The sequence below is a fragment of the Photobacterium sanguinicancri genome, from assembly GCF_002265265.1.
Lineage (GTDB): Bacteria > Pseudomonadota > Gammaproteobacteria > Enterobacterales > Vibrionaceae > Photobacterium > Photobacterium sanguinicancri.
In genome coordinates, this window is record NZ_NOIF01000024.1 from 1 (window position 1) to 13143 (window position 13143).

Annotated in this window: 11 protein-coding genes; 5 read left to right on the plus strand and 6 right to left on the minus strand. The window is 42.5% G+C overall.

Features of this window, described 5'->3' with window-relative positions; all coding sequences use genetic code 11:
* Nucleotides 1-288: 288 nt before the first annotated feature.
* Nucleotides 289-756 carry a DUF2919 domain-containing protein gene (locus ASV53_RS05995; protein ID WP_281223337.1) on the plus strand — a complete coding sequence of 156 codons (468 nt, stop codon included), beginning with the start codon at nucleotides 289-291 and terminating at the stop codon, nucleotides 754-756.
* Nucleotides 757-761: 5 nt separating this feature from the next.
* Entirely contained in the window at nucleotides 762-1166 is a 405-nt protein-coding gene (locus ASV53_RS06000) for a hypothetical protein (RefSeq protein ID WP_062687977.1), read from the plus strand.
* Between the two features lie 8 nt (nucleotides 1167-1174).
* Here ASV53_RS06000 and ASV53_RS06005 read toward each other — a convergent pair whose 3' ends face one another.
* On the minus strand, nucleotides 1175-2785 hold the full coding sequence (locus tag ASV53_RS06005) for a GGDEF domain-containing protein (protein WP_094956441.1): 1611 nt from the start codon (nucleotides 2783-2785) through the stop codon (nucleotides 1175-1177).
* Between the two features lie 162 nt (nucleotides 2786-2947).
* On the opposite strand from ASV53_RS06005, the gene ASV53_RS06010 reads away from it, so the two are divergent.
* On the plus strand, nucleotides 2948-3844 hold the full coding sequence (locus tag ASV53_RS06010; protein ID WP_094956442.1) for a Dyp-type peroxidase: 897 nt from the start codon (nucleotides 2948-2950) through the stop codon (nucleotides 3842-3844).
* A gap of 186 nt (nucleotides 3845-4030) precedes the next feature.
* On the opposite strand, the gene crr is transcribed toward ASV53_RS06010, so the two are convergent.
* From crr to cysZ, 5 genes are all read right to left on the minus strand, one after another.
* Nucleotides 4031-4540, minus strand: a complete 510-nt coding sequence (gene crr / locus ASV53_RS06015; protein ID WP_048898183.1) for a PTS glucose transporter subunit IIA — start codon at nucleotides 4538-4540, stop codon at nucleotides 4031-4033.
* A gap of 43 nt (nucleotides 4541-4583) precedes the next feature.
* Nucleotides 4584-6311, minus strand: a complete 1728-nt coding sequence (gene ptsI / locus ASV53_RS06020; protein ID WP_062687980.1) for a phosphoenolpyruvate-protein phosphotransferase PtsI — start codon at nucleotides 6309-6311, stop codon at nucleotides 4584-4586.
* Between the two features lie 55 nt (nucleotides 6312-6366).
* Nucleotides 6367-6624 carry an HPr family phosphocarrier protein gene (locus ASV53_RS06025; RefSeq protein ID WP_048898185.1) on the minus strand — a complete coding sequence of 86 codons (258 nt, stop codon included), beginning with the start codon at nucleotides 6622-6624 and terminating at the stop codon, nucleotides 6367-6369.
* Nucleotides 6625-6937: 313 nt separating this feature from the next.
* Nucleotides 6938-7906, minus strand: a complete 969-nt coding sequence (cysK, locus tag ASV53_RS06030) for a cysteine synthase A (protein WP_094956443.1) — start codon at nucleotides 7904-7906, stop codon at nucleotides 6938-6940.
* Nucleotides 7907-8060: 154 nt separating this feature from the next.
* Entirely contained in the window at nucleotides 8061-8816 is a 756-nt protein-coding gene (gene cysZ, locus ASV53_RS06035; protein ID WP_062687982.1) for a sulfate transporter CysZ, read from the minus strand.
* A 461-nt stretch (nucleotides 8817-9277) separates the two neighbouring features.
* On the opposite strand from cysZ, the gene zipA reads away from it, so the two are divergent.
* Nucleotides 9278-10585, plus strand: coding sequence for a cell division protein ZipA (zipA, locus tag ASV53_RS06040; protein WP_094956444.1), 1308 nt, complete (start codon nucleotides 9278-9280; stop codon nucleotides 10583-10585).
* A gap of 124 nt (nucleotides 10586-10709) precedes the next feature.
* Entirely contained in the window at nucleotides 10710-12725 is a 2016-nt protein-coding gene (ligA, locus tag ASV53_RS06045) for an NAD-dependent DNA ligase LigA (protein ID WP_062687984.1), read from the plus strand.
* The last annotated feature ends 418 nt before the right edge of the window (nucleotides 12726-13143 follow it).

The window sequence follows — 13143 nt, forward strand, 5'->3', positions numbered from 1 at the left end:
GATTTTAATGGTAAATAATCTTAATCGTTGTGTGTTTTATTATTTGTGGTTAAGTTTGTTATTTCAGTTGATAGTTCATTTTCATTGAAAGTTTCACTCAAAAATTGTGATCGAAACGACAACTTGCCAAGCGAAAGAGTGCGGTGCACCACAGAATTAAAAAGGTAAGGTTTTTATTTTATGGGGATGGCTTAAGGTGCTACTACAAACTTAATGTAGGGTTGAATGTAGGGTATCGCGCCACCATAGCTATAGATATAAATATAGAAAGACCCCGTGTAGCTAGGAGTGATTTTGCGGTATTCATTTAGTGCTTATGATGAGCATGGCTTGTTAAAGCCTTCGCCTATGTTATGGCTGACTTTGGCATTCAGTGCTAAGGCTTGGATTATATTTGTGATGGCAGGAGCCAGTCGCCAGCAAGGATCACAGCTGCTCACTCTGTTTTATCCATTAAAAGAAAGCCTCTATGTTGGTCTGTTGCTAGGGTTGCCAAGCTTATTGCTCGCTTGGCTCAGCGGACAACGACATAAGCATAATAAAATAAGTAATTATATATGGCGGCATGGAAAACAATTATTACTCGTCGCCTATTTGTCAGATTGTTTATTGCAAACGTATCATTTATTCATGACACAGGGTGTGTTTAGCTGGCCAAATGGTGTGATGATCTTAATCACAGCTTGGCTAACTATGTATTTGCTAAGAAGCTCACGAGTGAAGAATACATTTGCAGATAGACCTGTAGAGAGATAAAGCAAATGAATGAATGGAGTAAAGGCCTCGTCCTGTTTAGTGCTCTATTAAGCCCTTTAGCTATGGCTGATTGGTTGTTAGATGTGAATTTTGAATTAACGGGTGCAGATAGTAAGCAAACCGTTAATACGTCGCTGTCACTACTTCCTGGCGAAGAAACCGTATTTTTTGATACAGATGATCAGGGTAATACGCGCAGAGAGCTTGTCGGTAGCGCTGAATTATTAGAAGTTTCAGCGGAAGAGCTTAAAATTGCTTTTAAAGTACAAGAGCGCTTAGACGACGGTGGCTGGCGAACAATTATTGCACCAGTATTATCGACAGGTTTGAATACACCAGCCTCTTTTGAATCAATCGATAACGATGCAAATCAGCAAGTTAAATTACAAATTGAAGTAACTTCTGTATAAATAGTCGGTTAACAATCTTTAATTGTTTCAGTAAAGCGCTCCTGACGGGAGCGTTTTTTATTGCCGTACATATGGCTGTCAGCGCGTGAAAGAAAATATTCAGGTGTGTCGCCGTTACGGTAATAAGTGACCCCGATGCTAGCACCGATAGAGACAGTGTTCCCTCCGATAATAAAGGGCTTTTCAGCTTGTTCGGTAATCTTATCCATTAAACTATCAACATCATCAATACTTGATTTCGTCATTAGTATAATAAATTCATCACCAGCTAAACGTGCGAAAAAAGCGGAACCTCGCAATAGCCCGTTCACTCTAAAGCAAAACTGTTGTAAGACACGATCCCCAGTTTGATGACCAAAGGTATCATTGACTGCTTTGAAGTTATCAAGATCGATGAAAAGTAAGGCTGGGGCAGATTGCTGCAAGGCTTTGCTATTAATTGTTTTATGTAGGATTTCTATCAAGGCATAACGGTTAGCAACACCGGTAAGCATGTCTTTACGGGCGATGTTCTCCGCTTTCTTTTCTGATTGGATCCGACGGTTGATCTCTTGTTTGAGTTTATGGTTTATCCATGAATAGTAGCTCAGAGCCGCTAAACTAATGATAAAAATCACCCCCGCGATATTCAGCCAAGGCTGAAGTTGAAGGAGATTATTCTTTTCCTGTAAAGGGAATAGAAACTGCTCGTTGATAGTCGTCTTTGGAATAATGTTGAGCTGGTATAGCTCATCGGCAATTTGTTGCCAACGCGTCACATTCATATGACCCATTTCAACCAACTCAGGCATGATCATCGCCTTACTGGCGAGCAGTTCGCTATATAAGAAGGTACGGCTTTTCCCTGTGTTATAGGTTTCTAATACATCAAGGGTTTCTGGCAGATTTTTGAGCGCATACTCCCACCCTTTTAAACTCGCCGCGCGAAAAGCTTTAACGAGATCATGACGATTAGTGGCGAGGTCTTGGTGGGTGAAAATAATATCACTGTAAAAATAGACACCGTACTCAGTCGGGTCAAAGATGGTTGTTTCAATACCTTGCTGATTGAGTAGAAAGGGCTCGTTAGTCAGGTAGGCACTGTATGCGTCTACTTTATCTTTGATTAAATCATCGATGTTGCTGCGTGTTTTGACTTGGTGAAAATTATTAATGTTCACCCCATTTTTAGTCAGCATCGCGATGATCTCAGCGTCTTCATTGCCGCTAAACATCATGATGCGTTTACCTGCGAGCTGTGTTAATGAATCAATCTGACTACTCGTTTTGGTGATAAGCACAGAAGGGGAGCGTTGAAAAATATTGGCAAGCGCTACAAGAGGAAGCCCTTGGCTGTATGCGACTAAGATTTCAGAGTTACCCACGCCAAAATCAGCTTCACGTGATAAAACAGAATGCAGTGCGCTTTTTCCATCTTTACCGGGATTTATAACAACGTTAAGCCCTATATCTTGGTAAAACCCTTTTGCTTTTGCGATATAAAATCCCGCGAATTCTGCTTGGTGTGACCAACGTAACTGTAAGGTGACAGTCTCTGTTGCACGGCAGGTTGCGCTAGCAAATATAGCAAGTAAGAGTAATATGGTAGGTTGAATGCGGTTCACAATATGAAACATCATTAGTTGTTAGAAAGCCGCGGGTAATATATGTAAAACTAGTCAGCTCTGTAAAGGTTTTATCGCTACCAATGTGATGACTGACAGTGATCAATAAGTTATTGATAACTGACCTTATAATCAATAATTAAGAACATCTTAGTAATTATCATTCGGGAGATTAATATGTCTATCGCTCAGCCTGCAATAATCCCAGAAGCGGGACCATTTGCATTGTATGTAGTCATGAAGGTTATTGGTGACAAACAAGCAGTACTTGAGCAATGTAAGCGCCTTCATTCTGTTGTTGATAGCCTGAATACTCAGCAAATTGATGCTAATTTACGAGCAAGCATTGCGTTTGGTAAATCGTTTTGGTCATCGCTAGAGCTAGGTAGCCCTGAAGGTTTTGATGATTTTGAAGCACTCGGTGAGGGGGATATCACTGCCCCTGCGACTGGCGGTGATATTTTATTGCATGTAAATGCAAACCGTCATGACCTTAATTTTTATCTACTGCGCCAGTTTTTATCGCCAATTGCTACTGATGTTGATGTTTTGGATGAAACTTACGGCTTTAAGTACCTTGATGCTCGTGATATGACCGACTTCATTGATGGTACTGAAAACCCAAAAACAGATGAATCTCGTCAAGATGTCGCTTTGATTAAAGATGGTGATTTTGCGGGTGGTAGTTTTGTGATGGTGCAGCGCTTTGTTCACAATCTACCAGCTTGGAATCGCTTGAATATTGCAGCGCAAGAAAAAGTGATTGGCCGTACGAAGCCGGATTCGGTTGAGCTGGAAGATGTTCCTGCGCAATCGCATGTTGGCCGTGTTGATATTAAAGAAGATGGCAAAGGGCTCAAGATTGTGCGCCATAGCCTACCGTATGGCTCTGTAACGGGTGATCATGGTTTACTCTTCATCGCTTATTGCCATACACAGCATAACTTTAAAACGATGCTGGAAAGCATGTACGGTGAAACAGATGGTAAAACGGACCAAATGCTACGCTTTACCTCTGCAGTAACAGGTGCATATTTCTTTGCACCATCAGCAGAAATGCTAGCGGGTTTATAGTTGTGAGCTGTTTTATCTAACGATGAGGTTTAGTCGTTAGACAGGTATAGCAACGAGAAAAGCGAAGGTACGAATATCAATTTGGATAAGTACCTTCGCTTTTTTGTATCAGCAACTTGCCTGAGAATATCTCAGAAACAAAAACGCCACCCGAAGGTGGCGTTTTTAGTTAAGATTTAAACAATCTTACTTTTTGATGCGTAGAACTGGAGTTTCACCCACAGTAGTAGCACCTGAAAGTTTGTTCAACTCTTTGATTTCGTCCATGTTAGAAATAACAACAGGCGTAAGAGTTGATTTAGCTTTCTCTTCAAGAAGCGCTAGATCGAATTCGATAATCGTGTCGCCAACTTTAACAGATTGACCTTCTTCAGCGATGCGAGTAAAGCCTTCACCTTTAAGTTCAACAGTATCAATACCGAAGTGAACGAATAGCTCGATGCCGTCGTCAGATTCGATAGAGAAAGCGTGGTTTGTTTCGAAAATCTTACCAATAGTACCGTTTACTGGTGCAACCATTTTGTTGCCAGCCGGTTTGATAGCGATACCATCACCAACAATTTTTTCTGCAAATACAACATCTGGCACATCTTCGATGTTTACGATTTCGCCAGATAGTGGAGCAATGATTTCAATTGCACCAGCTTCGCTGCTATCGTCAGAAACCAGCTTCTTTAGTTTGTCAAACAGACCCATATTGTTGCTCCTAAGCGTTGTTATTTTACCTGTGACTATTCTATTAGCACATGGTCTTTTCTGCGATGAATTTTTCTACGTGGGCTTCGATTTCAGCCGCGGTTGGTAGAGCAAGTGCTTGCTCAGCCATCGCTTTAACATCAGCAAAGTTAGCGTTACGGATAACTTTCTTAATGCGAGGAATCGAAATAGCACTCATGCTGAACTCGTCTAGACCCATACCAAGTAGAAGTAGGGTTGCACGCTCATCACCTGCTAATTCACCACACATACCTGTCCACTTACCTTCTTTGTGAGAAGCATCGATAACTTGCTTGATCACTAGAAGTACAGCAGGAGATAGTGGGTTGTAAAGGTGAGAAATCATCTCGTTACCACGGTCAACTGCTAAAGTATACTGGGTTAAGTCGTTTGTACCAATGCTAAAGAAGGCTACTTCTTTTGCTAAGTGGTGTGCAATTGCAGCTGCAGCTGGCGTTTCAACCATAACACCGATTTCGATGTTTTCGTCAAATGCTAGTTCTTCAGCGCGTAACTCTACTTTGTACTCTTCGATTGCGGCTTTTAGTTCACGGATTTCCTCAACAGAGATAATCATTGGGAACATAATACGGATTTTACCGTGAGCCGACGCACGTAGAATAGCACGTAGTTGGTCGCGAAGAATTTGACGACGATCTAAGCTGATGCGAATTGCACGCCAACCCAAAAATGGGTTCATTTCTTTTGGAAGATCTAAGTAAGGAAGATCTTTATCACCACCGATATCCATAGTACGGATAATCACTGATTCACCGTGCATCGCTTCCGCAACTTCTTTGTAAGCTACGTATTGCTCTTCTTCTGTAGGAAGTGCGTCACGGTCCATAAATAGGAATTCTGTACGGTACAGACCAACGCCTTCACCGCCATTACGGTTAACGCCGTCACAGTCTTTAACTGTACCAATGTTACCGCAAACCTCTACTTGCGTACCATCTAGGGTAATTGCAGGTAGATCTTTAAGTTTGGCTAGTTCTTCTTTTTCTGCTAGGTATTCATCGCGAGTTGCTTTGAATTGCGCTAGTTCATCTTCAGAAGGGTTGATAACAACGTTGTTGTTAATACCGTCTAGCATTAGCATGTCGCCGTTTTTCACTTTAGCCGTGATATCGTTAGTACCAACGATAGCAGGAAGCTCTAGTGAACGCGCCATGATAGATGTGTGAGATGTACGACCACCGATATCAGTGATGAAGCCTAGCACGTAATCAAGGTTGATTTGTGCAGTTTCAGAAGGGGTTAGGTCGTTAGCAACAAGGATGACTTCCTCGTTGATTGCGCTTAGATTAACAACGTTAATGCCAAGTGCATTTTTAACAAAACGTGTACCGATATCACGGATATCTGTTGCACGTTCTTTTAGGTATTCGTCATCAAGTGATTCAAGCGTTACAGCCTGCTCTTCGATGATAGAGTAGATTGCTAAATCAGCTGATGCGTTGTTTTCTTTAATGAAGGCTATGATTTCTTCTTCAAGCTCCTCATCTTCAAGCAACATGATGTGACCTTCAAAGATCGCTTCTTTCTCTTCACCAAAGGTGACACGTGCTTTTTCTTTGATTACTTCTAGTTGCTCTGCAGATTTTTTTCGAGCGTCGAAGAAACGTTGAATCTCGTTGTCGATCTGATCTGCTGGGATAGATGATTTATTTAGGACAATCTCATCTTCTTGCAGAAGTAGTGCTTTACCAAAAGCAATACCAGGAGATGCCAGGATACCTGAAATCATAGCCTTACCTTAATTTGTTCTATAAAAACTAGGGACTTAACGAATAATTTGCAACTTAGTGCAGTGTATCCATTAGAGCAACAAGGTGGTCAACTGCTTCTTGAGCTTGAGCGCCTTCAGCAGAAATTGTTACTAGAGTACCTTTAACTAGGCCTAGAGTTTGTAGTTTGAATAGGCTTTTCGCGCTTGCGCTTTTACCGTTAGAAGTAACAGTGATGTCAGCGTCGAATGCTTTAGCTTCTTTAACGAACTGAGCCGCTGGACGAGTGTGTAGGCCGTTTTCTGCAGTGATTTCAACTTGCTTCTGATACATTTTTCACCCCGATATTTGAAATATTATGTAATCTTTGCGTAAAAATATTTTAGCTTATAGTAACGTGAGATGGTTTGTTTATCTCGATGAATAAATTAACCAACTGTGCGTCATAATTGCTTAATCCAAGTCAAAGTTTGATGAGTTATTTTGCCTTGGTCACATCAAATGGACTGTTTTGTGTCCTTTTATTTTGATGCTAAAAATAAAACGCCTCGGTTTTATAGTAAAACCTCGTTTAAAAAGCAACAAAAAAGCCCCTTGGGGGGGCTTTTTTCGTCAACAAACTGTCATGATTCACTTAAAAGTGTGATCACTGTTGGGTTTCTTTTTCTGTGAAGATACCCGCAAATAACGCTGTCGATAGGTAACGCTCACCAGAACTTGGTAGTATGACAACGATATTTTTATCTGCATATTCTGGGCGTGATGCGATGTTATTGGCTGCCACAACAGCCGCACCTGATGAAATTCCAGCCAATATGCCTTCTTCTTTCATTAGGCGTTGTGCCATTTCAATTGCATCGTCTGAGCTAACGAGTTCAATTTCATCAATCAAGTCTAGTTCAAGGTTGCCTGGAATGAATCCAGCGCCAATACCTTGGATCTTATGTGGTGCGGGTTGAATTGCTTCACCATTACGTACCTGAGTGATAACTGGTGATTCACTTGGCTCAACGGCGACTGTAGTAATTGCTTTTCCTTTGGTTTGTTTAATAAAGCGGCTAACACCCGTTAGCGTACCGCCCGTACCTACGCCTGAAACAAAAACATCGATTTCGCCATCAGTGGCATCCCAGATTTCAGGGCCCGTGGTTTTTTCGTGAATTTCAGGGTTCGCAGGGTTATTAAACTGTTGAAGCAATAGGTAGTGGCTTGGGTTTGATGCGACAATCTCTTCTGCTTTTTCAATTGCCCCTTTCATGCCTTTTGCCGCTTCCGTTAACACCAGTGTTGCACCAAGTGCTTTTAGTAACTTACGGCGCTCAAGGCTCATGCTTTCAGGCATTGTAAGAGTTAGTTTGTAACCACGAGCAGCGGCGACGTACGCAAGGGCAATCCCCGTATTACCTGAGGTTGGCTCTACAAGCTCAATGCCTTCTTTTAGGGTACCTTTTTTCTCCGCATCCCAAATCATGTTTGCGCCGATGCGGCATTTCACACTAAAGCTTGGGTTGCGCGCTTCGATTTTTGCTAACACTTTGCCATTACTGACTCGGTTCAGGCGAACCAGCGGAGTATTACCAATAGTAAGAGTGTTATCTTCGTAAATTTTGCTCATGATTGCCGTTCCTTCGTAACACGTTTCAACTTAAGACACACTAAGCATAACCCTGTTGCGTTATTTGAAAAGTAATAAATCGTTATATCTTATTGTTATAAAAAGTATAACGATCTACGTTAGTTAGAAATTAGCTACAGAGCTAATGATTAGGCTATCGATAGTCTTTACGGTAATGGTCAACCCACATTGCTGTCGCGCCACAAACGGCGATAGGCATTACAAATAAATTAAGGATAGGTGTCATAGTAAATAGCATCACTAGGCTACCAAAACTTAATGACTTTCCGCGTTTGACCTTTAGCGCGTCACGCATGGATGCGAAGGGTACTTTATGATTATCAAACGGGTAATCTGCGTATTGAATAGTCATCATCCACGCGCTAAATAAGAACCACAGCACAGGCCCAACCGTCTGACCAATGGCTGGGATCCACAGTAAAATCAACAGCCCCAATGCTTTAGGCAGGTAATATTTAAGTTTTATCCATTCGCGGTGCATGATGCGAGGCACGTCTTTAAGCAGCTCTTTCACGCTGGTGTCTGGCAGGGTTTCACCCGTTAATTTTGCTTCTAACTGCTCGGCTAAAAGGCCATTGAACGGTGCCGCTATCCAATTTGCGATGGTACTAAAAATATAAGAAAAAGTGACTAATGTGGCGATAGCAAGTAATGGCCACAAGAGGTAGCTTAACCAATCTAACCATTCAGGTAGCATGGCTAACCAACCTGTAATCCATGAATCAAGTTGAGACAGAACAAAGCCAAATGCACTACCAAAGAGAATGATGTTAACCAGCAGTGGCATCAAAACAAAACGGCGGGTGCCTGGCTCTAATGCCAGCGATAAACCGCGAAAAAAATAGCCAGCGCCACTGATAGGGTCTTTAATTGGTGAGTGTGTTTGCATATCTGCTCCTTGTTAAGGCTCGTCATTGTGAAAGTATCAAAAGAGGTTGAGCCTAGCTGCATGTTAACGACGAGTTGCGGCTATAAGCAAATATTCGATCTTTTGTTGGAGGTTACAGGTAAATGGTAACCGCTCAGTTAGTTTGAAAAATAACCAAAAGTGCGCTCGAAGGCACGATATTTGATGATTCTACGGTTAGAAGTTCTCATTATTTAGCTAGTTTTGGTAGAGTAAAGCAACCAGCATGTATTCTTAACCGCAGTGATAGGGATTTGCCAGACTGACGGAAGGGAAGGCTTAAAGTAATAAGTTGTGATCTTTATTACGCTCTGTCAATGTCAGTGTGCTAATAGGTAATGTTGGATTGAGTTAGTCGCTGAGTATGGTATTACTTAGGTCTGGCGAATACATATTTAACACGTTATCCCAGTTGGGGTGACAAGCTAATTTCAGAGTATTGTATGCAGGAATTGCGTCTGGTTCTTATTATTGTTGGTGCGCTGATGATCTCCGCGCTATTGTTGCATGGTCTTTGGACAAGTCGAAAAGAAAAACCGACTAAGTTTGGTGATAAACCGAAGCCTGTGGGTAAGCTTGATGGCCAAACGTCTGTTGATGATGCTGGCTTTGATCAAGATGGCGTTGGTGCTGTCCGTGTCAAAGGCGCTGAAGCTGAAGACCCTGCTCCATATTTAAAGCCAGAACCGGTAAAAACAGGTTCTGTGAACTTCGGTGAGAAAATTGAAGCCGATCCTTTATTAGATTCGTCACCTTCGACGATGAACTCGCATACCGATACTGTTCCAAATGTTGGGGTGCCTGTGCCTGCTCAAGCTATTTCTGAATTCACAGAAGTAGCCCCACAACCAACACTGACACCTCAGACTGTAAACAGTAATGTTAATGTGGTTGCTCAGCAGGCCGATGCTGTAGTCGAACAGCATGTCCAGACCGCGCCTGAAGTAACACTTCAAGCCGAAGTGCAGCCTCGCGCGCCACAACCACAGCCACAGCCTGTTATTACTCAATCACCAGCGCCTGTTACGTCAAAACCTAATAAAGAACATGAACCTGGTTTAGGTAACCTTGATATGGTGACATCTTCTTCTGAGGTTAAACCTCAACCTGTTGAAGAGAGAGTGGTTGCTCCTGTCGCGCCATCAATCGATACCTTAGCGGCAGAGAATGCAGTGGCGGAACCCGCGCTTGATACCAATACTGTGATTGTTTCAGAGACTGAAATTGCACTGCAAGTAGAGCCTTTAGTGCCGCAAAATGAGCCAGTGCAAGTTGCCGTATCGCCAGAACCTGTTGTTGAAGAGGTTGTCGAAGCGATTATCGAGCCAGCACCGTTAGAGCGTTCTTATATCGCTTTAAATATTCATGCGCGTAAAGGTGAATTACTTCGAGGCGTGAAATTATTCAATAGCCTTGAGCAAAATGGTTTAATCTTTGGTGAAAACTCGGTCTATCATCGTCATGCAGATAAAGCAGGTATCGAGCCTGTTATTTTCTCTGTGACCAATATGGTTCAACCGGGTAATTTCCCGCAGCAGGATATTGAAAACTTCGAAACACCGGGCATCGCTTTTTACTTAATGTTGCCTTGTCACGGTCGTGCAGATTTGAACTTTAATATGATGTTACAAACGGTTCAGCAGATTGCTGATGAATTAAGTGCTGATGTGTTGGATCAAGATCGCAACATGATCACGCCTTACCGTATTACTGAATATCGTGATAAAGCGAAGTTCTACACTCAAGTTTAACTGAGTGTGTTTATCCCTATAGTTTATTGACGGGCTCCTTAGGGAGCCCGCTTTTTTGTGTATTAAAATATCAGGCCGGCAATCGTTAGCCGCTTGGTAACAATGTGAGTGAATAGGATTAGTCATGAGTCTTGATATTCAGCAGCAGCTTACAGAGCTGCGTCAACAGCTTACTTATCACGGGTATCGTTATTACGTTGAAGATAACCCTGAGATCCCAGACGCTGAATATGATCGCTTGATGCAACAGCTGCTTGCTATTGAAGCTGAGCATCCTGAGTGGGTGACAACTGATTCACCTAGCCAGCGAGTGGGTGGCACACCACTTAATGGTTTTAGTCAGATTAAGCATGAAATACCCATGCTCTCGCTTGATAACGCGTTTGATGATGAAGAGCTAAAAGCATTCGAAAAACGATTATTAGACCGACTACCAACTGAGCAGCAAGTTACCTACTGCGGTGAGCCTAAACTTGATGGCTTAGCGGTTAGCTTGATGTATGAAAATGGCGTTTTAACCCAAGCTGCCACGCGAGGTGATGGAACAACCGGTGAAAATATTACGACCAACGTTCGTACTATTCGTTCTATACCGTTGAAACTACGTGGCGATGATTGGCCTGCGCGCTTAGAGGTGCGTGGCGAAGTCTTTATGCCGAAAGCGGGCTTTGATGCCTTAAACGAACGGGCCTTAAAGAAAGGTGAAAAAACATTTGCCAACCCTCGAAATGCAGCCGCAGGTAGTTTACGTCAGCTTGACTCTAAAATTACCGCTTCACGCCCGTTAAGTTTTTATGCTTATTCTGTCGGTGTCGTAGAAGGATTGGAACTGGCCCCTAGTCAGTATGATCGTTTGTTACAACTCAAAGGCTGGGGGCTACCAATGTGCCCTGAGATTCGCCCACTGAATAACATTGAAGCTGTGATTGCTTACTATCAAGACATTGGTGAGCGTCGTGGTTCGTTACCGTACGAGATTGATGGTGTTGTCTTTAAAGTTGACACCATGAGCTTGCAAGAACGCTTGGGCTTTGTTGCGCGTGCACCACGTTGGGCAATTGCTTATAAATTCCCAGCGCAAGAAGAAATGACAGTACTGAAGAATGTCGAATTTCAAGTGGGTCGAACAGGGGCTGTTACCCCGGTGGCTAAATTAGAACCTGTATTTGTGGGGGGCGTAACTGTAAGTAACGCCACTTTGCATAATGCCGATGAAGTGGCACGTTTAGGGGTTATGGTTGGTGATACGGTGATAATTCGCCGTGCGGGCGACGTAATTCCACAAATTGTCTCTGTGGTTGAATCGCGCCGCCCTGATGACGCAACGCCTATTACTTTCCCTGTCGACTGCCCTGTTTGCGGTTCGCGTGTCGAGCGTGTTGAAGGTGAAGCGGTCTCTCGCTGTTCTGGTGGCCTATTCTGTCAGGCGCAACGTAAAGAAGCATTGAAGCACTTTGTATCTCGTAAAGCCTTGGATGTTGATGGTTGCGGCGAGAAAGTCATTGAGCAATTGGTTGATCGTGAGATGGTTTCTACACCAGCCGATCTGTTTAAATTATCGGCTGGTGTTGTGACAGTCCTCGAGCGTATGGGACCTAAATCAGCGCAAAAACTCGTTGATTCACTTGCTGCCTCAAAGGTAACAACCTTAGCGCGTTTCTTGTATTCATTAGGGATTCGCGAAGTAGGGGAAGCCACTGCGGCTAACTTAGCCAGTCATTTTGAAACACTTGAAACAATTACCGTTGCGACTAAAGAGCAGCTGATTGAAGTGAGTGATGTTGGCGGCATAGTCGCTGATCATGTTTTTAACTTCTTCCGTGAACAGCATAATACTGATGTGATTGATGACTTAATCAAAGTCGGTATTGAATGGCCTGCTATTGAGAAGTTGGAAGAAGGGATTGAACGACCTTTAGAAGGAAAAACGGTGGTATTAACGGGCAGTTTGTCGCAGCTTGGCCGCTCTGAAGCAAAAGAATTACTACAGTCGATGGGCGCGAAAGTGACAGGAAGTGTTTCGAAAAAAACGGATCTACTTGTTGCGGGTGAAGCCGCCGGTTCTAAATTAACAAAAGCACAAGATCTCGGCATTGAAATTTGGGATGAACAAACGTTGGTTGATTTCACTCAACGCTAACTGTTGTTTTTTTCTTTAATACTAGAATATATATCTATTTTGAAAGCGTATCAGGGTAACTTCTGATGCGCTTTTTTTATTTTCATCACATTTTAAATCGTATTAACCGTCACAAAAAATAAGTCACAACCTGCCCATTTTTCGTTTAAATAGAAGATGTGATCAATGCGATCCTTATTATGTAAGTGATTTCACGTTGATGTTTTTTTTTCGCGCCTTCTCACGTTTGATGTTTTTTTATGTTGGTAAGTTGTTGATTTAAAATGGCTATATTTGTTATTGATAATTAAAGAATCAAAGGTTTGAGCTGGATCACTGTTAGCGGTAAAGTTTGCACTGAGTCATATTTTTCAAACAAGAAATTAAGTTCTGATTGATGTTTTGCGCTGCGAAAGTAGTCTAGTTACTGAAGTGAACG